This is a genomic window from Candidatus Nitrospira neuquenensis, from assembly GCF_979578155.1.
Genome location: NZ_CEFZDU010000004.1, coordinates 1 through 22896 on the forward strand (window position 1 = coordinate 1; position 22896 = coordinate 22896).

General features: G+C 71.7%; 20 protein-coding genes and 1 pseudogene. All 21 read right to left on the reverse strand.

Features of this window, described 5'->3' with window-relative positions; translation table 11 throughout:
- Positions 1 to 223: 223 nt before the first annotated feature.
- Positions 224 to 796: a TIGR00645 family protein gene (locus AC1U7O_RS01945; RefSeq protein WP_479892885.1), complete on the reverse strand. Its 573-nt coding sequence runs from the start codon at positions 794 to 796 to the stop codon at positions 224 to 226.
- Positions 797 to 985: 189 nt separating this feature from the next.
- Positions 986 to 1981, reverse strand: coding sequence for a putative bifunctional diguanylate cyclase/phosphodiesterase (locus AC1U7O_RS01950; protein WP_479892886.1), 996 nt, complete (start codon positions 1979 to 1981; stop codon positions 986 to 988).
- A gap of 70 nt (positions 1982 to 2051) precedes the next feature.
- A pseudogene (locus tag AC1U7O_RS01955) lies at positions 2052 to 2381 on the reverse strand (response regulator); the annotation flags it as partial.
- Positions 2382 to 2400: 19 nt separating this feature from the next.
- Positions 2401 to 4350: a response regulator gene (locus tag AC1U7O_RS01960; protein WP_479892887.1), complete on the reverse strand. Its 1950-nt coding sequence runs from the start codon at positions 4348 to 4350 to the stop codon at positions 2401 to 2403.
- Between the two features lie 5 nt (positions 4351 to 4355).
- Positions 4356 to 4811 (reverse strand): response regulator, encoded by a 456-nt coding sequence (locus AC1U7O_RS01965; RefSeq protein ID WP_479892997.1) that lies wholly within the window; start codon positions 4809 to 4811, stop codon positions 4356 to 4358.
- On the reverse strand, positions 4811 to 6568 hold the full coding sequence (locus tag AC1U7O_RS01970; protein WP_479892888.1) for a response regulator: 1758 nt from the start codon (positions 6566 to 6568) through the stop codon (positions 4811 to 4813). Before AC1U7O_RS01970 ends, AC1U7O_RS01965 begins: the two co-directional genes overlap by 1 nt.
- A 14-nt stretch (positions 6569 to 6582) precedes the next feature.
- Entirely contained in the window at positions 6583 to 7617 is a 1035-nt protein-coding gene (gene cheB / locus AC1U7O_RS01975) for a chemotaxis-specific protein-glutamate methyltransferase CheB (RefSeq protein WP_479892889.1), read from the reverse strand.
- Between the two features lie 37 nt (positions 7618 to 7654).
- Positions 7655 to 9865, reverse strand: a complete 2211-nt coding sequence (locus tag AC1U7O_RS01980; RefSeq protein ID WP_479892890.1) for a hybrid sensor histidine kinase/response regulator — start codon at positions 9863 to 9865, stop codon at positions 7655 to 7657.
- Between the two features lie 21 nt (positions 9866 to 9886).
- Complete coding sequence (locus AC1U7O_RS01985; RefSeq protein ID WP_479892891.1) at positions 9887 to 11398, reverse strand: methyl-accepting chemotaxis protein; 1512 nt, start codon at positions 11396 to 11398, stop codon at positions 9887 to 9889.
- Positions 11399 to 11400: 2 nt separating this feature from the next.
- On the reverse strand, positions 11401 to 12024 hold the full coding sequence (locus tag AC1U7O_RS01990; protein ID WP_479892892.1) for a chemotaxis protein CheW: 624 nt from the start codon (positions 12022 to 12024) through the stop codon (positions 11401 to 11403).
- Positions 12021 to 13403, reverse strand: a complete 1383-nt coding sequence (locus AC1U7O_RS01995) for a CheR family methyltransferase (protein ID WP_479892893.1) — start codon at positions 13401 to 13403, stop codon at positions 12021 to 12023. The genes AC1U7O_RS01990 and AC1U7O_RS01995 overlap by 4 nt, the downstream gene beginning before the upstream one ends.
- Complete coding sequence (locus AC1U7O_RS02000) at positions 13400 to 13879, reverse strand: chemotaxis protein CheW (RefSeq protein WP_479892894.1); 480 nt, start codon at positions 13877 to 13879, stop codon at positions 13400 to 13402. The genes AC1U7O_RS01995 and AC1U7O_RS02000 overlap by 4 nt, the downstream gene beginning before the upstream one ends.
- A gap of 183 nt (positions 13880 to 14062) precedes the next feature.
- Positions 14063 to 15967 carry a PAS domain-containing sensor histidine kinase gene (locus AC1U7O_RS02005; RefSeq protein WP_479892895.1) on the reverse strand — a complete coding sequence of 635 codons (1905 nt, stop codon included), beginning with the start codon at positions 15965 to 15967 and terminating at the stop codon, positions 14063 to 14065.
- 175 nt (positions 15968 to 16142) lie between these two features.
- A complete protein-coding gene (locus AC1U7O_RS02010; protein ID WP_479892896.1) occupies positions 16143 to 16805 on the reverse strand; it encodes a response regulator in 663 nt (220 codons plus the stop codon).
- On the reverse strand, positions 16798 to 17235 hold the full coding sequence (locus AC1U7O_RS02015; RefSeq protein WP_479892897.1) for a MerR family transcriptional regulator: 438 nt from the start codon (positions 17233 to 17235) through the stop codon (positions 16798 to 16800). Before AC1U7O_RS02015 ends, AC1U7O_RS02010 begins: the two co-directional genes overlap by 8 nt.
- Positions 17236 to 17405: 170 nt before the next feature.
- Positions 17406 to 19301: an excinuclease ABC subunit UvrC gene (uvrC, locus tag AC1U7O_RS02020; RefSeq protein ID WP_479892898.1), complete on the reverse strand. Its 1896-nt coding sequence runs from the start codon at positions 19299 to 19301 to the stop codon at positions 17406 to 17408.
- A complete protein-coding gene (locus AC1U7O_RS02025) occupies positions 19301 to 20443 on the reverse strand; it encodes a PP2C family protein-serine/threonine phosphatase (protein ID WP_479892899.1) in 1143 nt (380 codons plus the stop codon). Before AC1U7O_RS02025 ends, uvrC begins: the two co-directional genes overlap by 1 nt.
- 7 nt (positions 20444 to 20450) lie before the next feature.
- Positions 20451 to 20849: a VOC family protein gene (locus AC1U7O_RS02030; RefSeq protein ID WP_479892900.1), complete on the reverse strand. Its 399-nt coding sequence runs from the start codon at positions 20847 to 20849 to the stop codon at positions 20451 to 20453.
- Positions 20850 to 21190: 341 nt separating this feature from the next.
- Positions 21191 to 21670, reverse strand: a complete 480-nt coding sequence (locus AC1U7O_RS02035; protein ID WP_479892901.1) for an N-acetyltransferase family protein — start codon at positions 21668 to 21670, stop codon at positions 21191 to 21193.
- A complete protein-coding gene (locus tag AC1U7O_RS02040; protein ID WP_479892902.1) occupies positions 21654 to 22382 on the reverse strand; it encodes a polysaccharide deacetylase family protein in 729 nt (242 codons plus the stop codon). The genes AC1U7O_RS02035 and AC1U7O_RS02040 overlap by 17 nt, the downstream gene beginning before the upstream one ends.
- Before the next feature lie 31 nt (positions 22383 to 22413).
- Complete coding sequence (locus AC1U7O_RS02045) at positions 22414 to 22875, reverse strand: cupredoxin domain-containing protein (RefSeq protein ID WP_479892903.1); 462 nt, start codon at positions 22873 to 22875, stop codon at positions 22414 to 22416.
- Positions 22876 to 22896 lie beyond the last annotated feature (21 nt).

The following is a 22896-nucleotide window of genomic DNA, read 5'->3' on the forward strand; positions in this document are numbered from 1 at the left end:
CGCCTCCCTCCTCGCTCCCGCTCGACCGGCTGCGCCGTCTCGCCGGTCCCCGCGCTCCCCCCCCCCCCCCCCGAAGGCCCGTCACACTTACGGGGTATTCCCTATCAGGGAATTCCGCGACTGTCAACTCCCTTCCCCCATTATCCCCGAAATTGGGGAGAAGCGCCCGGCCCCCGCGTGCCGTGGCGGCGGACGGCCGCGGGATGGTGGCGCGGGCGCCCCTTCAATGCTTTTTGTTCTTGAACATGAGCTTGTCCGTCCAGGCCAGCAGGATCGCCGAGCCCAGGAAGGTCAGGTGGATCAGGATCTTCCACTTGATGTGCTCGGGGTCTTCGTTGCCCACGTTCACGAAGGCCTTGAGCAGGTGGATGCTCGAGATGCCGATCAGCGAGGCGGCCAGCTTGACCTTGATCGTGCCCGGGTCCACGTGGCTGAGCCAGTCGGGCCGGTCGCGGTGCCCCTCCAGGTCGAGCTTGCTGACGAACGTGGCGTAGCCGCCGATCACGACCATCGTCAGGAGATTGGCGACCATCGTGATGTCCACGAGGGACAGGATCCCGAGCATGAACACGACCTCCGGCAGCTCCCGGAGATGGTGGACCATCTCCCAGAGCTCGACCAGGAACTTGTAGGCGTAGAGCAGCTCGGCGACGATCAGGCCGGCGTAGAGCGGCGCCTGGATCCAGCGGCTGGCGAAGACGGCGACCTCGAAGAGGTGCTCGACCCGGCTGATGTCGCCGCGACCGGTGCCGGCCGGGCCGGGAAGCGTGGCGGTGGAGTGGGTTCCGTCGGACATGGAAGCCTCCTTCTGGTTGGCAGACGCACCGGCGGCCCCCTCCGGGCGGGGCCCGGCTCGCTGCGCGGGTGAACGGATGTTGGTCTGAAGCCTCGGGGCGGGCGGGTCCGGCTCTGCGCGAGCCGCGCTATCCTAGGAGAGGGCCTCGCGGGCTGTCAATCGCGGAGGGGAGGGACGCGGGCGGCGCGATCACTCGAAGCCGGCCGGCTCGGCCGCGCCGCCGCGCGCTTTCAGCCAGGCGAGGAAGTCGGCCGAGGGGAGGGGATGGCTGACGACGTAGCCCTGGACCGCGTCGCAGCCGACCGCCACCAGCCCGAGCCAGCTCTGGCGGTCCTCGGCGCCCTCGGCCACGACCGTCAGCCCCAGGATATGGCCGAGGTCGAGCGAGGCCCGGACCAGCGCCGCGTCGTGGCGGTCCTTCATCAGCCCCTGCACGAAGACCTTGTCGATCTTCAGCTCCTGGACGGGAAGCTGCTTGAGGTAGGCGAGCGACGAGTAGCCGGTCCCGAAGTCGTCCACGGCGAGCCGGATGCCCATGCGGTTGAGCCGTGCGAGCTGCTGCCGCGCCTGGGCCGGGTCCGCCATGATGGCGCTCTCCGTCAGCTCCAGGGCCAGGGCGCCCGCGGCCCCGTCCGCCCCGTCGAGCAGCTTGGCGATGCGCTCGGCGAGCGCCGGGTCCAGGAGGTTCTTCGCCGACAGGTTCACGGCGACGGGCACGTCGAAGCCGGCCCGGCGCCAGGCGGCGGCCTCCCGGAGCGCCTCGCCGACGACCCAGTAGGTCAGGGGCTTGATGAGCCCGGTCTGCTCCGCCAGGCCGATGAACCGGCCCGGCGCCAGGAGCCCCCGGGCGGGGTGCTCCCAGCGGACCAGGGCCTCGGCGGCCACCACCTGCCCGGTCGTCAGGCTCACCTTCGGCTGGTAGTGCAGGACCATCTCGCTGGCGAGGATCGCCTGCCGGAGCTCGCCCATCAACGCGAGCCGGTCGGGGCTGGTCGGGTCCAGTTCGGGAGAATAGACCGCGAAGCCGCCCCCGCTGGTTTTCACCCGGTGCTTGGCCCTGTCCGCCCGCTCTAGGAGCGGCACGAAGTCCCGGCTGTGCTCCGGGCAGAAGGCCGCGCCGATGCTCGCGCCGACCTCCAGCGTGAACCCGTCGAGCACGATCGGCTCGTGCAGGGCCCCCAGCATCGCGTCGGCGAGTGCGGCGGCGCTCCTCGGCCTCGCGCAACGCCCGACGCACCGCCGGGACGAGGCGCGCGAGCCCGGTCTTCAACACGTAGTCGGTGGCCCCGCTCGTGAGCGACTCGATGGCCCGCTCCTCCCCGATCGTCCCGGAGACGAACAGGAAGGGGACCTCCGGCCGCCGCGCCCGCGCCAGGGCGAGGGCGGACGGCCCGTCGAAGGCGGGGAGCGAGAAGTCGCAGAGGATCAGGTCCCAGCCGTCGCGCTCCAACGCGGCCAGCGCGGCTTCCCTCGTCTCGACCCGCGTGACGGCGACGGCGAGCCCTTCCGCCTCCAGCGTCGCGCGGACCATCTCCGCGTCGTTCGGGTTGTCCTCGATGTGCAGGATGGTCAGGGGGCGGTCCATGGGTCGGGGCCCTCCATCGTCAGTCGGTCGTCCTGCAAGGCGGAACCTGCCGATCCAAAACCTCCCGGATGAGGCGGATGAGCCGCTCCGGCATGAAGGGTTTCTGGAGCAGGGGCATGTCGGGTTGCACCGTCCGCTGCAGGACGAGCGGCGAGTCCGTGTAGCCGGTCATGAACAGCACCTTCATCTCCGGCCGGAGCGGGATCAGGCGCGCGGCCAGCCTGCCGCCGTCCAGCTTCGGCATGGCCACGTCGGTGAGGAGGAGGTGGATCGGGCCCTCCCACCGGCCGGCCAAGTCGAACGCCGCCTCGCCGTCCCCGGCCTCCAGGACCCTGTACCCGGCGGCGCTCAACGTGTGCGCGATGAGAGCGCGGATGCCCGGCTCGTCGTCCGCCAGCAGGATCGTCTCGTGGCCCCTCGGCAAGTCCTGTGTCCGCGCTGCCGACTGCGCGGCCTCCCTGCGCTCCAGGGTCGGCGGAAGAAAGACCCGGAAAGTCGTCCCCTGGCCGGGGGCGCTCTCCACGGCGATGGCGCCCCCGCTCTGCTTGACGATGCCGTACACGGTGGCCAGCCCCAAGCCCGTGCCCTTGCCGGGCTCCTTGGTCGTGAAGAAGGGTTCGAAGATCCGTGCCCTGCACGCCTCGTCCATCCCGCAACCGCTGTCCGAGAAGGTGAGCAGGACGTAGGCGCCCGGCCTGGCGTCGGGCATCCGCGCCGCCTCCGCTTCCCCGAGGACGACGTCGGCGGTCGCGATCCGCACCCGCCCGCCTTCCGGCATCGCATCGCGCGCGTTGACCGTCAGGTTCATGAGCACCTGGGCGAGCTGGTCGCGGTCCGCCTTGATCCGGGCCGGCCCCGGCACGAGGTCCACGTCGAGCTCGATGGACGGCCCCAGGAGGCGGGCCAGCATCTTCACCGAGTCCTCCACGACCTCGTTGAGGTCCAGGACCGTCGGCGAGATCGGCTGTTTGCGGCTGAAGGCCAGGAGCTGCTGGGTCAGGGCCGCCGCCCGCATGCCGGCTTTCTTGATCTCCTCGAGCGGGCCCCGCCAGGCCTGCTCCGCCGGCAGGGAGAGGAGGAGGAGATCGCTATACCCGTTGATGATCGTCAGCAGGTTGTTGAAGTCATGGGCGATCCCGCCGGCCAGTCGGCCGATCGCCTCCATCTTCTGCGCCTGGCGGAGCTGCGCCTCGAGCTGTTTCCGCTCGGTCATGTCCTTGCAGATCATCGCCGTCCCGACGGGGCGGCCGTCCTGGTCCATGACCGCAAAGACGGTGAGCGAGATGGGCACGCGGGCGCCATCCCGGTGCAGGAGGTCCATGTCGTGCTCGGCCGGGTTTCCCGTCTGGAGGACCCGCGCCCAGGTGTCCGCCGTCACGCTCCGGTGGTCCGGAGCCGCGAGCTCCGGGTACGGGGTCCCGAGCAACTCCTCGCGGGACCGGCCCGTGAGCCGCATGAAGGCGCCGTTGACGTCCTGGAGGCGGCCGTCGAGCGCCGCGTAGCCGATCGCGTCCTTGGACGATTCGTAGATTCCCCGGAGCCGCTCCTGGGCTTCCCGCAGGGCCTCTTCGATCCGCCGCCGCTCCGCCCGCGCCTTGCTGCCCTCGACCGCCCGCGTGATGGCCGCGACCAGCCGCGCCGGCCGTTCCTTCAGGATGTAATCCGCCGCGCCGCGCTTCAAGGACTCGATGGCGACCTCCTCGCCGAGGGTTCCCGAGACGAAGATAAACGGGACGTCCGGGCAGTGCTCGTGGGCGAGGGCCAGGGCCGTCAGGCCGTCGAAGGCGGGCAACGTGTTGTCGGAGAGAATGACGTCGAGGGCACATCCGCGCAGGGCCTGAACGAACGCGTCCCGCGAGTCCACGCGGAGGGCCTCGACGGCCAGCCCCTCCTGCTCCAGGATGGCCAGGACGAGCGCGGCGTCGGCGACACTGTCTTCCAGATGCAGAATGCGAAGCGGACGGGACACGGCGCCTACCCCGACCGTTTGGCGCTGCCGGGCGGCGGCTCGTTAATGAGCGCCCAGAACCCGCCCAGGTTCTTGACCGCGTCGATGAACTGCTGGAAGTCCACCGGTTTGACGACGTAGGCGTTGACCCCCAACTTGTAGCTCTCGACCAGGTCCTGCTCCTCGCGGGAGGAGGTGAGCATGACCACGGGGATCGTTTTCAGGTGCGGGTCGCCCTTGACGGTCTTGAGGACCTCCAGCCCGTCCAGCTTGGGCATTTTCAGGTCCAGCAACACGACCGCCGGGTTGTCGGGGGTCCGGAGCTTGTACTTGCCCCGTCCGTACAGATAGTCGAGCGCCTCCACCCCGTCGTTCACGACCACCACCTCGTTGGCGAGATGGTGCTCCTCCAGGGCGGCGAGCGTCAGCTCCACGTCCCGTGCATTGTCTTCGGCGAGCAGGATGCGCTTGAGTGAGGACATCATCCCCGAGCCTCCGTCTGAACGGGCAGCGAGAAATAGAAGATCGCGCCCTTGCCCACTTCCCCTTCGGCCCAAGTCCGGCCGCCGTGGCGGGCGATGATGCGCCGGACGTTGGCCAGGCCGATCCCCGTGCCGTCGAACTCGCTCGCGCTGTGCAAGCGCTGGAAGACCCCGAACAGCTTGTGGGCGTACCGCATGTCGAACCCCACGCCGTTGTCCTTCACGTAGATCACCACGTCGTTCCCCTGCTCCCCGCCGCTCTCCGCTCCCTGGCCCCGGGTTTCCCGGCCGGCCTCATCCTCTAGCACGCCGACCTCGATCACCGCCGGTTCGCACGGTTGGGTGTACTTCACCGCGTTATCGAGCAGATTCACCAGCACCTGCCGCAGCATGGCCGGGTCGCCCGGGACGCGGGGGAGCGTCGCGAGCCGCCACACGATCGCCCGCCCCTGCGTGAGGGGCCGCACCGCTTCCAGGGCCTCGTGGAGCACCTGGTCCAGGCTGACCTGGGTCAGGCGCAGCTCGGCCCGCCCGATCCGGGAGAAGACCAGGAGGTCGTCGATCAAGGTGCCCATCTGTTTCGCCGCCTGGGAGATCGTCTCGAGATAGTGCCGGCTCTTGTCGTCCAGCGACGGGGCGGCGCGCTTGCGCAGCAGGTCGGCGAAGCCGTCGATGTGGCGCAGCGGAGCCCGCAGGTCGTGGGAGACCGAGTAGGAGAAGGCTTCGAGCTCCTTATTGGCGGCCTCCAGGAGCGCCGAGCGGCGGTGGAGTTCCTGCTCGGCGTATTTCTGCTCGGTCACGTCGCGGGCGGTGGCGTAGATGAGTTGCCGCGGATGGTCCGGTGCAGAGGTCCAGACCAGCCATCGGTAGGAGCCGTCCTTGCACCGGTAGCGGTTCTCGAACGAGACCGTCTCGCGGCCGGCCGCCAGCTTGGCCGCCTCCGCCAGCGTCGTCTCCCGGTCGTCCGGATGGACGAAGTCCAGGTAGGGCTCCGCCGCCAGCTCGTCGGTCCGATAGCCGAGGACACGTTCCCAGGCCGGGTTCAGCCGTTTGAAGCGGCCGTCGAACCCCGCGATGCACAGCAGGTCCCGCGAAAGCGTGAAGAAGCGGTCCAGCTCCTCCTGCAGGCGCTGCCGCTCGGCCGCCTCCGCGCGCAACCGCTCGTTGGCGGCGGTCCGTTCCTGTACCTGCCGGGCGAGCTCCTGCTGCTGTTCCCGGAGCTTCTGGTTCAGCCGGACCGCTTCCTCGTAGGTCGGGACCAGCAGGTCCAGGATCTGGTGCCGCTCGGCGGTGATGCGGTAGCGGCGGTCGGCCAGCTCGACCTCGATGGCGGCGCCGGGCTGGGCGGGCGCCCGCCGGCCTCGGTTCTTCAGGCTCTGGGTGATCCGGGCGAGCAGGAACTGCGGGGCGTAGGGTTTCGTGACGAAGTTGTCCGCGCAGCACTGGAGGCCCATGATCACGTCCTGCGGGCTGTTCAGGTCGGTCACCAGGATCACGGGGATGTGCTTCAGCTCGGCGTCGGACTTGATCGCCGTGCACAGGGCGTAGCCGTCCATCTCCGGCATGAGGATGTCGCTGATGACGAGCGTCGGTTGCCGGGCGCGGGCGGCGGCCAGAGCCTGCCGGCCGTTCGTCGCCGCCGTGACCCGATAGCCCTGTTCCTCGAGCAGGTAGGTGAGATGCGCCGCCTGCGTCGGGCTGTCCTCGACGATGAGGACCTCGATGGCCCGGTTCTGCGCCTGGTCGGCAGTCGCCATGAGCCATTCCCCCGCTATCGTCCCAGGCCGCGGAGCAGGTCCGCGATCTGCCCGGGGGCCAACACGTACTGGGCTGCGCCCAGCCGGACGGCCTCGCCCGGCATGCCGAAGACCACGCTGGAGGCTTCATCCTGGGCGATCGTGACGCCCCCCGCCTGCCGGAGGGCCAGCAGGCCGGCGGCGCCGTCCCGGCCCATCCCCGTGAGCAGGATGCCGAGCGCGGCTTGCCCGAACGCGCGGGCCACGGCGTGGAACAGGGAGGAGACGGAGGGACGGAACCCGTTCTCCGTCTCGGCCGGCTCGTTCCAGGTCAGGCGGATCCGCCCGTCCGGCCCGATGCCCATTTGGGAGCCGTGGGACGCCAGGTACACGGTGCCTGGCTGCACCGGCTCGCCCGGCTCGGCCAGCTTCACGCGGAGCGCGGTCTCCCGCTCGACCCAGTCGGCGAACCCGGCCGTGAAGCCCGGCGCGATGTGTTGGACGACGAGGATCGGAACCGGGAAGTCCGCCGGGAGTGCGCCGAGAATCTCGGCGAGCACCGTCGGCCCGCCCGTGGACGCGCCGATGGCGACGATCCGGATAGGGGCCCTCGGGGGGGTGGCGGGCGGACCCGGCGCCACTCGTTCCCTGCGCGTCCACCGGCGTACGACCTTGACCTCCGCCATCAACCGCACGGTCTCCTGGAGCTGCCGGGCGGCCTCGGCCCTGTGCGGGTGATCCGGGCCCGGGGGCTTGTCCAGCACCGTGACGGCCCCGGCCTTGAGCGCCTCGAACGCCATGGCGACCTCTCGGCGCGCCAGGCTGGTGCTGATCATGACGATCGGCGTGGGGACCCGCTCCATGATCCGGCGGGTCGCCTCGTAGCCGTTCATGACCGGCATGTGGATGTCCATCAGGATCACGTCCGGCCGCAGCCGCTCGGCCTGGGCCACGGCTTCCTGCCCGTTCCGGACCGTGCCTACGACGTGGAGCCCCGGGTCCTGGCTCAGCAGGTGCACCAGGTACTGGGTGGTGACCGCCGAGTCCTCCGCCACCAGCACGCGAACCATCTCCACCTCCAGCCGGCGGCGCGCAGCCGGCGGCGCGTCACAACAGTCGCCGGATGAACTCCAGCAAGCTCGACTGATCGAAGCTCGACTTGACGATGTACGCGTTCGCCCCGAGCCGGAGTCCCTCTTCCTTGTCCTCCCGCGACTCGAGGGCGGTCACCAGGATGATCGGGAGCCGGGCCAGGTTCGGGTGAGCCCGGATCTTCTCGGTGAGCTCCAACCCGTTCATCCGGGGCATGTCCACGTCCGAGACCACCAGGTCCACCGGCTCGCTCGCGAGCGTCGCCCAGGCCTCGACCCCGTCCACGGCCACCCGCACCCCATAGCCGGCCGCCTCCAGGAGATGGCGCTCCATGGTCCGGGTGGTGATGGAGTCGTCCACGACCAGGATGACCGGCGGGCGCGGCCGCTCCGCGGGCGGGCGCGGCGCGTCGGTCGCGCGCGGCCGGGCCCGCAGCGACGCGAGCAGGTCCCTGGGGCGCAGGATCAAAGCCACCCGCCCGGTGCCCAGGAGACCGGCCCCGGCCACGTGGCGGACATGGAGCAGCGGCGCCTCCAGCTCCTTGACCAGCACCTCCTCCTCGCCGAGGATGTCCTCGACCGCCAGGCCGAACCGGTCTTCGCCCACCCGGAGGAGCACGTGGGGAGTCGGGCCGTCCGGCTCGGGGCGGTCTCCGTTCTCCGGAAGGTCGAGCAGCGCGCCCAGCGGCGCCACGGGGAGCGGCCGGCCGTCCCAGAGGATCATCGGCCGCCCCTCCGCCTGTCTCGTCTCCTCCGGACGCAGGCGGACCGTCCGCTCGACGGCTTCGATGGGCAGCAGGAACGGCCGGCCGCCGGCGCGCACGAGCAGGCCCCGGAAGCTGGCGATGGTGACGGGGAGCTCGATCCGCACCGCCGTGCCGGCGCCGGGCCTGGTCCGGACCTGGAGGCGGCCGTCCAGCCGGTCCACCCGCTCGCGGACGATCGCGAGCCCCAAGCCGTGGCCCGAGACGCGGCTGACGAGGGGAGTCGTGCTCAGGCCGGACCGGAACACCAGCTCCACGGCCGCCTCATCGGACAGGGCCTGCGCCTCCTCCTCGGTCAGGTACCGGCCCCGGACGGCCGCCGCGCGGACCTGGGCCACGTCAATCCCCCGCCCGTCGTCCTCGACGCAGAACTCGACGCGGTTCCCCTCGAGGGCTGCGACCGTCACGGCGATCCGTCCCTGCGGGGGTTTGCCCGCGCGCCGGCGCGCCTCGGGCGGTTCGATGCCGTGGTCCACGGCGTTGCGCACGAGATGGATGAGGGGATCCTTCATCGCCTCGAGCCCCTTGCGGTCCACCTCCAGGTCGGCCCCCTGAACGAGGCACTCCGCCTGCTTGCCGAGCGTGTCGGCCAGGCTGCGGACCATGCCCGGGAAGAGGTCCAGCACCTCGGCGGCGGGCGTCATCCTTAACCCCCGCAAACGTTCCTGCAGGCCGTCCACCGCGGCGATGATCGTCCGCTGATCCTGTGCCAGGTGCGCCGCGAGCGCCGTTGCCTGCGCCTCGAGCGCGTGGAAGGCCGCGGCGGGGGCCTCTTCGGGCGCGGCGGCCGGGACGCCGCGGCGAGGCCCCCGGGGCGCGGCGCCGACACCGGTGACGGCCGTGCGGCAGCGGGCGACGGTCTCCCCCAAGGCGCGCGCCTCCCGGACCCGCTCCCCCGCGGCGAGCTTGGGGAGCAGCAGATGCTCGGCCTGGAGGAGCAGCGCGTCGAGCTGCCCCGGGTCGAGCCGGAGCACCCTGGCCGGCGCCCGCCCGCCCGCCGCCGCCCCAGCCGGAGGCGGGGCCGCGGTCGGCGATGGCGCGGCGACCGGCTGCTCCGCTCGGGAGACTGGCCCGGCGGACGCTTGCGCCAGCCGCGCGAGCAGGTCGCCGGATCCCGCAGAGGGCTGAGGGTCGGCCAGCAGCCGGGTGAACTGGGCGAGCGCCTCATGGAGCAGGGCCAGGATCGGCGGCGCCGGCTCCAGGTGGCCGCGGGCCAGCCGGCTCAGGATGCCCTCGCAGGCCTGGCCGAGGGTCTCCGCCTCCATGAAGCCGACGGACCGGGCCGCCCCCTTGAGCGTGTGCATGGCTCGGAACGACTCCTCGATCGCCGTCCGGGCCTCGGTCTCGGGCAGTCCGCGGTCCAGCGCGAGGAGGTGCGCGGTCACGGTCTGGATGTGCTCCTCGGCCTCGACCCGGAAGGTCGCAAGCAGCCGGGCTTTCAGGGCGTCGTCTCGCGCGGCCATGCCCGTGTCCGTCGATGTCCGTCAGCCGGTCGTGCGGGCCGGCTCAGCCGGCCGCGGCCGCGCCGGATGTCCGTTGCCCGTCAGGGCGACGAGGGCCATGAGTCGCCGCGCCAGCTCCTTAAGGTGCTGGGCCGACTCTTCCACCTGGCGCGTCGCCGCCATGTTCTGGGTCGTCGCCTGCTTGATGTTCTGCATGGCGAGGGTCATCTGGTCCATGCCCGCGACCTGCTGCTGCGCGGAGGCCAGGATCTGCTGGGCGGCCTGCGCGGACTCGCTCAGGCTGTCGGCCAGCAGGCGGATGGTCTCGCCCGCCTGGCGCGCGACGGCCTCCCCGGCTTCCGAGGCCTTGACGCCCTGTTCGGCCGCCATGACCGCGGCCTGGGTGGCCCGATGAATCTCGTTGAGGATCCCCCGGACCCGGGCCGTAGCCTGCTTGGATTGCTCGGCCAGGCTCCTCACCTCGGCCGCTACCACCGCGAAGCCCTTGCCCGCCTCCCCCGCCTTGGCCGCCTCGATCGCCGCGTTCACGGCGAGCAGGTTGGATTGCTCGGCCAAGTCGTTCACCGCGGCGATAATCTCGCCGATGGCCTGGGCCTGCTCGCTCAACGTGAGGATGCGCTCGGCCAGGGTCTCCATCCGCAGCTTGGCCTCCTGGGAGCTCTTGACGCTTTCCTCGACGGCCCGCCGGCCCTCCTGCGACACCTGCGCGGTTTTCTGCGCGGCCTCGGCCACCGCCCGCGCCTTCTGGGCCGAAACCTGAGCCGTCTGCTTGACCTCGTCGGCGGTCGTGGAGGTCTGCTGGACCGCCGTCGCGGTCTCCGCCGTGCCGGCGGCTTGTTGGGTCGTGGCCGCCACGATCTCGGAGGAGGCGGAGGCCAGCGCGTTGGTGGCCTCCCGCAACGAGCCGGTGATGGACCGCGTCACGACCAGGCCGATGCCGACGCCGCAGGCGAGCGCCAGCCCGGCCACGGTCGCCATGAGCCAGAAGGCCTGGGCGGCGCCGGCCAGGGTGGACTCCGTGACCGCCGTCACGGCCTTCTTCTCCGTGTCCATGACCCGGTCAATGAGCTCGAGCACCTGTTCCTGGAGCGGCTGCACCCGCTCGGCATGGAGCTTGAGCGCCTCGGCGTGCCGGCCGGCGGTCTCGGCCTCGGCGACGAACCGCCCCGCGTCTTCATACAGTGCAAACTGGCGGAGGATGTCGTCCCACAGCGATCGGGTCTCCGCCACGCTCGTGGTCTCGCGAGCCTCGACGAGCATCCGCCTCGCGTCGGCGCGCCACCGGTCCCAGTCGCCGAGGGGCTTTCGGTCCTGCGCCAGCAGGGCCCGCAGCAATCCGGCGTTCGCCAGGATCAGGGCGCCGGGCGCCCCGAGCCGGTTCTTCTGCATGGTCACGGCGTAGCGCACGGTCGTCTCGGTGCTTCCGGCGGTCCGGGCCAGTCCGTACATGCCCAGGCCCGCCGTGACCAAGAGCAGCACCAGCACCACGACGAATCCCGTAGCAATCTGCCGGCCGATGGGCCAAGTCCTCATGGTCAAGCCTCCCTCTGCAAACCGCCCTCGTCGTTGACCAGGACCTCCGGCGACCGGGCCAGGGCGTCCGGGTCGAGCACCGTGGTGAGGTCGTCGGTGACCCCGCGGGTGACGGCCTGGCGGCGCCCGGCGACGCCCGCCGCGGCCGCGATGGCGCGGACCGGGACTGCCCTGATCCCCTCGATCCGGTCGGCGGCGACCCCGAACGTCAGGGGGCCCGACTCCACCCAGACGCAGTGGCGGAGGGGTTGCCCGTGGTCGCCGGAGAGCTCCAGGAGGCGACGGAGGTCCACGACAGCCGGGATCCGGCCCCGATGGGGGAGGAGGCCGAGGACCGGGGCCGGTGTGCCGGGCACGGGGATCAGTTCCCGCAGGAGGACGACCTCGCGCACGAGCGCCGCGGCGAGGCCGAAGCGCTCGCCCGCGAGCGAGAAGACGAGGAGCGCGAGCGTCTCCTCGTCCGGTGCGGCCGGCTCGGGGGGCTCCGCCAGCGCCCGGGCCCGGTCCCGTAGGATCCTGGCCGCCTCCTCCGGGGCGCGCGCCCCGCCGGCCTCCAGCGCGCGCCGGACCCGCTCCAGCCGGGCCTGCGCCTCCTGCCAGTCCAGCGCGGGCGCGGGGCGGCTCATGACTGTATCTCCAGGTAGGCCCGCGCGGTCTCCCGCACGCGTCCGACCGTCAGGCCGTCGCCGCCGGGCACCAGGCCCTCGGGGGCGGCGGACTGTAACAGGGCCAGCACCGTTTCCAGGAACTGCCGGCCGCGCCGACGGTCGCCCTGCCGGAAGCACAGGCACCCGGCCATGAAGTGGGCGGCCGCCGAGTGCGGCGACAGGTAGATCGTCCGGCGGAGGGCCTCCAGGGCCCTCTGGGTCTCGCCCTGCTCCTGGCAGATGGCGGCAAGCAGCAGCGAGCCCTCCGCGTTCAGCGGGTCTTGGGCGAGCAAGCCCTCGCAGGCGCGCCGGGCCTCCTCGAGGCGCCCCTGGTCCGCCCAGCGGCGAATCCGCCGCAAGACGTCGGCCGGCTCGGCACGAGGCTGTTCCGGAAACGGTGGCCCCTCCGGTGCGAGCGCGGGGGGGCCGGTCGAGTCGTCGGTCGGGCACCGGGCCGCGACCGAGACCGCCTGCGGGAGTGCGGGCGCAGGGCGCGGAGAGGGGCCGGCCGCGTCCGGGGCCTTCCGGTAGAAGATGGCGTCGGAGAGGTGGACGGGGAGCAGCGGGTGGAACAGCTCGATGGAAGTCTCGGCTGGAGCGACGACCAGCCAACCGCCGGCCACCAGGGCCTCGGCGAGCCGGGCCGCTACGGCCCGCTGCCGTTCCCCGGAGAAGTACATCAGGACGTTCCGGCAGACGATGAGGTCCATGGCGCCGGTGTTGGTGAGCAGCGACGGAAACCCGCCCGTGGCCAGGTTCAGCGGGGCGAACGTGACCATCCGCCGGATCACGGGATCCAGTTCGAGGGTGTCTTTGCCCCTGCGGTGGAAGTAGCGGGCCCTGATCGCGGCGGGGGTCTCGCGGAGGGCCCACTCGCTATAGAGCCCCCGGTGGGCCTGATCCAGGGCGGCCTCGTTGATATCCGTCGCCAGAATGGTCACCGCCCATGTGTCGCGGTCCGGCAGCAGGCGGTCCAGGAGGATGGCCAGGCTGTAGGGCTCCGCACCCGTCGCGCAGCCGGCGCTCCAGAGCCTGAGCCGCGGGTGGCCGGCCGCGCGCCGGGCCTCGATGAGGGCGGGGAGGACCTGCCGCTCGAGCGCCTCCATGCAGGCGCGATCCCGGAAGAAATACGTCTCGCCCACCGTCAGGGCGGCGGCGAGCCGCCGCCACTGCGGGCTCTCGTCGGGCAGCGTGGCGAGCGAGGCCACCCAGCGCTCGGGCGAGCCGGCCGCGGCGCGCTCGATGACCTGTCGGAGTCCTCGCTCCAAGTCGGCTTGCCGGGTTTCCGGAAAATCCAGGCCGAGGCGGGCGGCGATCACGGTCCGCGCCCGGGCGAGCACCTCCTCCGAGAGCCTCATGGGCCCGCCTCCGCGAGCGTCTCGGCCACGCGCCGCTCCTCGGCCGGCGTGAGGAACGCGTCCGGGTCATGGATGAAGAGGACGCCGTCCGGCAGGGTCGCCAATCCGGCCGCCAGCCCGATGCCCGGAAACACGGTGTCCGGCGCCGCGACCGCCCCCGCTGGGACCTCCGAGACTCCCAGGACCTCGGTGACCGGCAGGGCCACGGTCCGCCGGCTGGTTCGTGCGATGAGGAGCCGGGTCGTCAGGTCCGGTCTCCGGGTGGGGAGGCCCAAGCGGCGCGGGAGGTCCAGGACCGGCACGATCCGGCCGTGCAGGTTGATGACGCCGAGCACGATGGCGGGCGCCTTCGGTAGGGGTGAGCACTCGACCATGTGGACGACGGCTTCGACTGCGGAAAGGTGGAGCGCGCAGCGCCGGTCTTCGACCACGAACAGGACCAGGGAGAAACGGGGGCTGGGAGGCGCATCGCTCACGGCCATGGCGTTCGACCCCGGGTGACGGGAGGTCGCCCGCCTGCGGGGGCTCCGCGGACGGGCAACCCAGCTCTGGTCCGGGTTATACGCGATGGGGCGGAGAGGGGAAAGAGAGTCGTTCGGGGCGGCGCGCCGGATTTATGGCCCTGAGGTCGGGGCCGAATGGCCTGCCCGGCGGACCCCTCAGTCGGGTCGTCGAAGCGGCAGCTCCAGGGTGATGCGGGTGCCGGCTCCGGGTCGGGACTGGATCGCCACGGTGGCCCCGAGGCGTCCGGCCCGCGCCCGCAGGTTGCGTAACCCGTAGCCGGAGCCCCCCGGCGTCTGTGGGTCAAAGCCGACGCCGTCGTCCTCCACGACCAGCCGCAACCGGTCGTCCTCCATGCAGAGGGAGACCTGTCCGGCGGTCGCCCGGGCGTGCCGTTGGCTGTTGCTCATGAGCTCGCGGGCGATGGAGAAGAGCTGCCTGGCCTGCTCCGGTGTCAGGCGCGCCGCGGCCGCGGGATCCACGTTCACGGTGAACGCCGGCGCCGGGATATCCGCCAACGTCCTGAGCCAGCGGGCCAAGGCCTCGGGCAGCTCGGCGCCGGTCAGTGTCCCCGCTTCCTGATCGTCGAGGTGGGTCCGGAGTTCGCGGATGACCTGGTTTAAGTCGGCGACGGCGTCGTCGAGCCGCCGCTCCCCCTGCGCGGGGTCTTCCCGCAGCACGCGACGGGTCTCCAGCAGACCCAGACCGATGGCGTAGATCTCCTGGATGATGCCGTCGTGGAGGTCCTGGATGAGCTGCTCCCGCTCGTCCAACAACCGGAGCAGCTCCTGCTCGCGGTCCCGGAGGGCCCGCTCGATGCGGTCGCGCTCGGTGATATCGAAGGCCATCCCGCCCACGAAGACCCGGCCGGCGGCGTCTCGGAACGGGAACTTGTACACCCACCAGGTCCGAAGCCGGCCTTCCCGATCGGGCGCGGTCTCATGGGTCTCCAGGGGCAGTCCCGTCCGCAGGACTTCCGCGTCGTTCTGCCGGAGCTGCCGTGCCGTCTCTTCGGGGAAGACCTCGAGGTCCGTCCGGCCGGCAATCTGTTCCCGGCGGATGCCGATCAGGCGCTCGTAGGGCTCGCTGACGTACACGTAGCGGAAGTGCACGTCCTTCATCCAGGCGACGACGGTGGTGTTGTTCATGAAGGCGGCGAACCGCCGTTCGCTCTCCTCCAGAGCCTCCAACGCCCGCTTGCGGTCCGTGAGGTCCAGGACATGGGAGACGCAATAGAGGGGGGGCCCGCTCTCGTCCCGGACCGGGGAGGCGTTGACGAGCCCCCAGACCACCCGCCCGTCCCGGTGCAGGTAGCGCTTCTCGAGATGGAGCGAGGGGATCTCGCCGGCCAGCAGGCGGTGGAACTCGCGCAGGTTGCCGTCGCGGTCCTCGGGGTGGGTGAGCTCTTGCCAAGTCAGGCCCTCTAACGTCTGGGGGGCATAGCCCAGCATGGCGCCGAAGGCGCGGTTCACCCGGAGCAGGCGGCCCGAGGGTTCGATGAGGGCCATGCCGACGGCTGCGTGGTCAAACGCGCTCTTGAACCGGGCCTCGCTTTCCCGCAGGGTCGTCTCAAGCCATCGCCGGGCGGTGATGTCGGTGTAGGCCACGACCGCGCCCACGACGGTCCCTCCCTTGAGGATCGGGTGGGCGGCGTAGGCGACGGGAAAGCAACTGCCGTCGCGGCGCCAGAAGACCTCGTCCTCGACGCGGCAGCTCCGGCCGCTCCCGAGGGTCTGGGAGATCGGACAGGCCTCTTCCGGGTAGGGGGCGCCGTCCGCCCGCGAATGGTGGTGGACCGGGTGGAAGCGGCGGCCCAGGAGCTCCTCCGGCGCATAGCCCAACTGCGCCGCCCCCGCTGTGTTGATGAACGTGCACCGGCCCTCGCGGTCGAGCCCGCAGAGTCCTTCCCCCGCGATGTCCAGGAGCGTCCGGAAGGTCGCATCCGCTTGCGTCCCGGGGTCCGGGCCGGTCCGGCGCACGAGCGGCCCGGCGAGCTGTGCGGCACCCCGGGCCGCGAGGAGGCGGAGCCGTGCGCGGAACCGGCTCAGAAGAGCGTTGGGCATCGTGGCGGCGTCTTGTCCTGGGGGTCCGGGGAGGCTGTGCATCCAGCCGCCGCACCCTCCGGCGCGCGGGAGCGAGCGATACGTACTTATGGCAGGAGAGGCGGGTCGGAGTCAACGCCCTTCGGCCGCCGCGCAGGGTCGGCTCGCCGGCCCGCGGTGGCCGAGGACCGGCGGCCTACCGGTGGGGGCCCTGGCGGCTGTAGATCGCCGCCGCCTGGGAGCGGCGCGTCACCTTGAGTTTCTGGAAGATGTGGCCGAGGTAGTTTTTGACGGTTTTTTCGCCGAGGTCGAGCGCGGCGGCGATTTCCTTGTTGGTCTTGCCCTCGGCGACCAGGGCGAGCACGCGCGATTCCTGGGGCGAGAGCCCGTGCTCGTCCTGCTGCGGGCCCTGCTGCGCCAGGGCCTGCATCCGCGCGAGCACGGGCTGGGTCACGGCGGGGTCCAGGATGGACTGCCCGGCCACCACGGCCCGGATCGCCCGGAGGAGGGAGTCGCTGGCGATTTCCTTGAGGACGTACCCGGCGGCCCCGGCGAAGATGGTAGCCAGCACGGCCTCCTGGTCGGCATAGGACGAGAGAAAGAGCACGCGCGCGGTCGGCGTCCGGGCCAGGATCTCCCGGCAGACCTCCACGCCGCTCCCGTCCGGCAGACGGACGTCCAGGAGGACGACATCCGGCGCCAGGCGGTCCGCTTCGGCGACGGCTTCGGCGGCCGTGGCCGCTTCTCCGACCACCTCCAACCCCTGCCGGCGGCCGAGGAGCGTGCGGAGGCCCAGCCGCACGATCTCATGGTCGTCCACCAGGAGAACTCTGATCGGCTGCTCGGACTGGCTACTCACGCGGGTTCTCCTCCGCCGGGCCGGCCAGCATGCGCGTCCGGACGTCGCGGATCAGGGCGTTCAAGCCGGCGATGGCCCGGTCCACGGTCGTGATGGCGGCGGGCCGGTCCTCCTCGATCAGGTGCTTGCATTCCTCCAGCCCCATGCCGATCCCGAAGAGCGTTTGAATCAGGTTGTCCTGCAGCGCCTGGGCGCGCTGCCCGGCTTCCGTCTGCACGCAGGCGGGAGGCTCCCGGCTCGGGGCGGCGCCGGGGCGATCCGTGCCGGCCGGCGCCGGCCGGCGGCGCAGGGCATCCAGTGCGCGCTCGGCCTCGGCGAGCCGGCCGCGGAGGTCCTCGACCAGTCCCTGTAGTTCGGCCTCCGACCGGGGCAGGAAGGGCTGGCGCCCCCGACCGGGGATGCCGAAGCCCGGCTGCTCGGGCTGGCTCATCCGTGAGCCTCCATGCAAGGGAGCGCTCGGCGGACCGTCTCGCCGATCTCCGCCCGATGTCCGCCGCGTGGACTCGCTCTTCCCGTATGTAGGATACAGGGTTTGTCCGGCCGCGGGGGGAGAATTTCGGCCCTCATGCGGAGGGCCGAATGGCCCCGCCCTGCGGGGACTCAGTCGGTGGCGCGCCGGGTCAGCGCCCGCTTGATCTCCGCGGCGGTCGCCGCGTCCACGCCGGCCCGCTTCAGCTCCTCGTCCGTGGCCGCGGCGACCCGCTCCAGGCTCCCGAAGGTCCGCAGCAGCCGATTCCGCCTGATCGCTCCGACGCCGATGATGCGGTCCAGCGCGGAGGCCTTCATGGCCCGCCCGCGCAGTTTCCGGTGGTAGGCGAGGGCGAAGCGGTGGGCCTCGTCGCGGATGCGCTGGAGCAGGTGGGTGGCCGGGGAGGTCGGGTGGAGGATGATCGGGTTCTTGCGGCCGGGGAGGAAGACGCGCTCCTCCTTGCCGTCCTTCGCCTTGGCGAGGCCGACGGCCGGGAGGTCCGGCCGGCCCGCCGCTTTGAGCCCTTGCCGGGCGGCGGAGAGCTGGCCGGGGCCGCCGTCGATCAGGATGAGGTCCGGCAGCGGCAGCCCCTCGGCGGCCCGATCGGGCCCGTCGGCTGGCCCGTAGCGCCGGAGGACCGCCTCCGTCATGCTGGCGAAGTCGTCGGCGCCCGCGACGGTCCGGATGCGGAAGCGTCGGTAGTCCGCCTTCTTGGCCCCGCCCTCCTCCCAGACGACCATCGAGGCGACGGACCGGTCGCCCATCGTGTGGGAGACGTCGAAGCCCTCGATCCGGCGCGGCGGGCGATCGAGCTTGAGCAGCCGCGCCAGCTCCAGGACCGCCCGCCGCTCCGTCGCCTGGTCGCGAAGGTGGTCGGCGACGGCGGCCGCCGCGTTCTCCTCGGCGAGCAGGAGGAGCTGGTGCTTGGCCCCGCGCTCGGGGGCGACGAGGCGGACCGGCTCGCCCCGCCTCTGCGAGAGCCAGGCCTGGATCAGCTCGGCGTCGGCCGGTTGCGTCGGGACGAGCAGCTCACGGGGCGGCGGCAGCCCCTCCCGGCTGTAGAACTGCTCGACGGCCGAGCGGACCAGCTCCTCGTCGTCCGCGTCCCCGGCCTCCGGCCAGAAGAAGTCCCGCCGGCCGATGAGCAGCCCGCCGCGGACGAAGAGCATCTGCAGGTCCACGGCCTTACCCAGGCGGGCGAGCCCGATCACGTCCTGCTCCGCCGCCGTGGTCTGGGCGACCCGCTGCTTCTCCAGCGTGCGCTCGATCTTGGCGATGCGGTCCCGCAGCCGCGCCGCCTCCTCGAAGGCCTCCCGGTCGGCCGCCGCCCGCATGGCGTCGCGCAGGCCGTCCAGCAGCTCGCGGTCCCGGCCTTCCAGGAACTGCCGCACCTGGCGGACGATCCGGTGGTACTCCTCGCTCGTCTGGTTGCCGATGCAGGGGGCCATGCAGCGCTTGATCTCGAACTCGATGCAGGCCCGCTCGGCCGTGCCGTCGATCTCGATCGAGCAGGTGGCCAGCGGAAAGACCCGCTTGATGACCTTGAGCGTCTCGCGCAGGGCGTTGGTCGGCACGTAGGGCCCGTAGTAGAGGGCGCCGTCCTTCTGGACCCGGCGGACGATGCTCAGGCGGGGGAAGGCCTCCTTGATCGGCAGCCGCAGGTAGGGATACTGCTTGTCGTCCCGCAGCACGACGTTGAACCGCGGCTTGTGGCGCTTGACGAGGGTGCTCTCGAGGATCAGCGCCTCCAGGTCGGAGCGGGTGACGATCGTCTCGATCGCCGCCACCTGGCCGACCATGAGGGCGGTCTTGGGGGTGTGGTCCGCGCCCTTCTGGAAGTAGGAGCGGACGCGGTCCGCCAGCACGCGCGCCTTGCCGATGTAGAGGATCTCCCCGCGCCGGTCCTTCATCAGGTAGACGCCGGGCCGCTCGGGGAGGTGGGCGAGCGTCGCCTCCAGGGTCGCCTGATCGGTCTGCGCCGGGGGCGGCCCGCCCCCGGCGGTCTGGGCCGGGCGCGGTCGTGTCATCAGGCCGGACCCCGGTAGCGCAGCGCGAGGGCGGTGATGTCGTCGGACTGGGCGGCCCCGCTCGCGAACTCCTGGACGGCCGTCACGGCCGCGCGGATGACCTCCTGCGGACCGAGCCGTCCGGCGGTCCGCGCCAGGAGGGCCGAGAGCCGGGCGTCGCTGAACAGGCGGCCTTCCCGGTCCATCGCCTCGGTGATGCCGTCGGTGTAGAGGAAGAGACTTTCGTCCGGCTGGAGCCGCAGCGTGCCGGTCTCGAAGGCGAGGCCGTCCATCACGGCCAGGGCCGTGCCGCCGGTCTTCGGCACCGCCTCCACGAGACCCGTCTCGCGGACGACGTAGGGCGGGTTGTGGCCGGCGTTGCAGTAGCGCACCTCGCCCGTGCGCAGGTCCAGGACTCCGTAGAAGACCGTGACGAACATGGCGGACTCGTTGTCCGGGTAGAGGAGCCGGTTCACGTGCGAGAGGCAGGCGCCCGGGTCCTGTTCCTTGGTCGCGGTCGCCTTGATCAGCGAGCGGGTGATCGCCATGAAGATCGCGGCCGGCACCCCCTTGTCGGAGACGTCGGCGATGACGAAGCCGAGCCGCGCCGGGTCCACGAGGAAGAAATCGTAGAAGTCCCCGCCCATCTCCCGCGCCGGGATGGTCTCCGCGTAGATGTCGAATTCCTTGCGGTCGGGGAAGGGGGGGAAGGTGCGCGGCAGGATGGACCGCTGGATGTCGCTGGCGATCTTCAGCTCGCTGCCGATGCGCTCCTTTTCGGCGGTGGTCGTGCGAAGCTGCTCGGTCCGTTCGACGACGCGGCGCTCCAGCACCCGCTCGTGCTCCTCGATGACGAGGCGGGCCTGCTTGGAGACCAGCGTGAGTCCGGCGGCGACGCCGAGCAGGACGATCACCAGGGCCCGGTTCACGTGGTCCACGAAGGGGATGCCGCCGGGGGGCGAGGTGAAGTAGCCCGCGATCGTCAGGACCATGCAGAGGGCGGCGAGCAGGAACGTCTGCCAGTGCCGCGGCCACCAGCCGGACAGGTACACGGGACAGGCGTAGAGGATGCACACCGCCATGCCGATGGGGGTCAGCGAATCCGCCACGAAGATGCCGGCGGTCACAGCGAGGATGAGCAGGGACAGCGGCCACTGCGCCATGAGGACCTCAGACCGGCGTCACGCCGGGCGGGCGCTCGATCAGCTCGACCTCGTAGCCGTCCGGGGCGTCGATGAACAGGAACCGGCCGCCGGAGGCGGTGCGGGTCGGCCCGTCGGTGATCGGCACGCCCTTGGCGGTCAGGTCCGCGATCGCCTCGTCGAGGTTCGCCACCTCGAAGGCCAGGTGCACCAGGTCGGGCTGGACGGTCACCGGACCGCTCGCCGGAAAGCTGCACAGCTCGATCAGCTCCTGGCTGTTGGGCACGGCGAGGAACGCCAGGCGCGAGCCCCGCGGCGAGGTCTTCCGCTCGACGACCTCCAGGCCGAGGACGCCGGTGTAGAAGGCGATCGTCCGGTCCATGTCGCTCACCCGCATCCTGGTATGTAGGAGCCTGGTCACCTTCATGCAGGACTCCGTGAAGGGCTACCCGCCGTCAGCTTTCAGCAGGGCCGTCATGCCGGCGGACGGTCGTCACCCCGGACATTTTTAATCCGGGGCCGGAATCCAGGTCCAGCTCCCACGGACACGGGACTGGACCCCGACTTTCGCCGGGGCGACGGTCTGCGGTCCGCCGTCCGCCGGGGCGACGGTCCTGGGCCCCGGTCATTTCTTATCGTCCGTCATTCCGGCGGAAGCCGGAATCCAGGTCCGATTCCCACGGACACGGGACTGGGCCCAGGCTTTCGCCGGGGTGACGGCCTTGCGGTCCGCCGTCCGCGGGGCGACGGCCTTTCGCTCATGGCTTCTTAGCACCTCGCCGGGCCGATCGTTTTCCTCATCAGGATTTCGGCGGTGCCGGGGATGAGCAGGTTCGGGATCGGCCCGATCTCCGCGTAGCCGTGCCGCCGGTAGAAGCGCCGCGCGCCCTCGTTGAAGTCGGACACGCAGACGAAGAGGTTCTGCCCCCGCGCGAAGGCGTGCGCCTCGACATGGTCCAGCAGCGCGCCGCCGAGCCCCCGGCCCTGGCGGCCGGGGGCGACGGCCAGCAGCTCCAGGTAGTCGCCGAACAGGAAGCGGGGCCGCAGCAGCGCGAGCCCCGCGACCGCGCCCTCCGCCTCGATGACGTAGCCGTCGCGGTCCTGCGGCGGCGCCGCGAAGAGCCGCTCCCAGTCGGCGGCCCGGTAGCCGAGCCGTTTCCAGGGGTCGGACTCGCCCAGCATCCGGACCACCGCCTCACGGTCCGAGACCTCGAAGGACCTGATCCGCTCCCTAATGGTGGTCGCCATGGGTCCGTCCCTCTCCGCAGCGGTCCAGCAGGTCCGTCACCGTCATGGGCTCCAAGCCTCGTCGGGCCAGCAGGTCCGCCCGCAGGGCCTCCACCACCTCGCGGGTGTGCCGCCCCTTGCCGTTGGCGTGGAAGACGATGATGCCGCCGGGGCGCACGACCTCGCTCAAGTGCCGGACGATCGCCTCGGCGCTGAGCGAGGGGTCCGGGTCCCCCGAGACGGCGTTCCAGAGGATGAACCGCAGGCCCAGCCGCGCGGCCAGGTCCACGGTCGTCTCGTCGTACTCGCCGTAGGGCGGGCGGAAGAGGACCGTCTCGCGGCCGTACGTCGTCCGCAGCCGCACGATCGGCCCCTCGATCTCGGCCCGCTGCGCCGCGGCGTCGAGCTGGGGCAGGTGCGCGTGGGCCTGCCCGTGCGTGCCGACCTCGAAGAAGGGCGCGGCCAGGAGCGCGCGGACCTCCTCGTCGTGCGTCGCCATCCAACGGCCGGACAGGAAAAAGGTGGCCGGCGTCCGTTCGGCGACGAGCGAGGCGACGAGCGCCGCGTCATACCCTCCGCCCCCGCGCACCGGACACATGTCGAAGGTGAGGGCGACGCCCCGGCAGGCCTTGGGTCCGGCCCGGATGACCTGGGCGTCGGCCCCGCCGCCCGGCCCGAGCGTCGCCAGCAGGGCGAGGACCGCGCCGACGGCCTGCGGGGTACGCGCGCGCATGGGGGCAGTATACAAGAACGGGCGCCGGGAGTCAGTGCGCGGCGGGGGCGTTCCCGGCCGCCGGCGCGATCACCTGGATGGAGCCGGGGATCGCCTCCGGGATGTTGATGCCGCCTTCCGGCCCGCTGCCCTTGTCGAGGGCCTCCTTCTCGACCTCGAATCCGATGAGCCCCGGCTTGGCGAAGCAGGCGCTGACCGACTCGCCGGGCTTGAGCTTGGCCGTCTCCTCGATGCCCCAGACGTAGTGGAAGCCGCGCTGGCAGGCGAGCTCGTCCAGGTCGTCCTCCAGGAAATTGACCCAGACGGGCGTGGCCCGCCGGTTGACCCAGCGGACCTCGTCGCCGACGTGGACCCGGACGTTGCGCGGGGCCACCTGGTCCGCGATGACGATCTCGGCGACGGTGCCCGTGCGGGTGGTCTCCGGCAGGCCGCTGCAGGCGGACAACAGCCACGAGAGACCGGCGATCAGGGCGGGGGCGGCGATGCGGGCCATGGGCGCCTCTCCTTTTCCGGT

Coding starts and splice junctions, on each gene's coding strand:
- AC1U7O_RS01985 (WP_479892891.1), bottom strand. CDS start 11,398: ATGAGGACTTGGCCCATCGGCCGGCAGATTGCTACGGGATTCGTCGTG.
- AC1U7O_RS01990 (WP_479892892.1), bottom strand. CDS start 12,024: ATGAGCCGCCCCGCGCCCGCGCTGGACTGGCAGGAGGCGCAGGCCCGG.
- AC1U7O_RS01965 (WP_479892997.1), bottom strand. CDS start 4,811: ATGTCCTCACTCAAGCGCATCCTGCTCGCCGAAGACAATGCACGGGAC.
- AC1U7O_RS01950 (WP_479892886.1), bottom strand. CDS start 1,981: ATGCTGGGGGCCCTGCACGAGCCGATCGTGCTCGACGGGTTCACGCTG.
- AC1U7O_RS02025 (WP_479892899.1), bottom strand. CDS start 20,443: ATGGCGCAGTGGCCGCTGTCCCTGCTCATCCTCGCTGTGACCGCCGGC.
- AC1U7O_RS02045 (WP_479892903.1), bottom strand. CDS start 22,875: ATGGCCCGCATCGCCGCCCCCGCCCTGATCGCCGGTCTCTCGTGGCTG.
- AC1U7O_RS01995 (WP_479892893.1), bottom strand. CDS start 13,403: ATGAGGCTCTCGGAGGAGGTGCTCGCCCGGGCGCGGACCGTGATCGCC.
- AC1U7O_RS01980 (WP_479892890.1), bottom strand. CDS start 9,865: ATGGCCGCGCGAGACGACGCCCTGAAAGCCCGGCTGCTTGCGACCTTC.
- AC1U7O_RS02005 (WP_479892895.1), bottom strand. CDS start 15,967: ATGCCCAACGCTCTTCTGAGCCGGTTCCGCGCACGGCTCCGCCTCCTC.
- AC1U7O_RS02040 (WP_479892902.1), bottom strand. CDS start 22,382: ATGCGCGCGCGTACCCCGCAGGCCGTCGGCGCGGTCCTCGCCCTGCTG.
- AC1U7O_RS02030 (WP_479892900.1), bottom strand. CDS start 20,849: ATGAAGGTGACCAGGCTCCTACATACCAGGATGCGGGTGAGCGACATG.
- cheB (WP_479892889.1), bottom strand. CDS start 7,617: ATGGTTCGCGTGCTGGTGGCGGAGGACTCGGCGGTCACCACCCAGTAC.
- AC1U7O_RS02035 (WP_479892901.1), bottom strand. CDS start 21,670: ATGGCGACCACCATTAGGGAGCGGATCAGGTCCTTCGAGGTCTCGGAC.
- AC1U7O_RS01945 (WP_479892885.1), bottom strand. CDS start 796: ATGTCCGACGGAACCCACTCCACCGCCACGCTTCCCGGCCCGGCCGGC.
- uvrC (WP_479892898.1), bottom strand. CDS start 19,301: ATGACACGACCGCGCCCGGCCCAGACCGCCGGGGGCGGGCCGCCCCCG.
- AC1U7O_RS02015 (WP_479892897.1), bottom strand. CDS start 17,235: ATGAGCCAGCCCGAGCAGCCGGGCTTCGGCATCCCCGGTCGGGGGCGC.
- AC1U7O_RS01970 (WP_479892888.1), bottom strand. CDS start 6,568: ATGGCGACTGCCGACCAGGCGCAGAACCGGGCCATCGAGGTCCTCATC.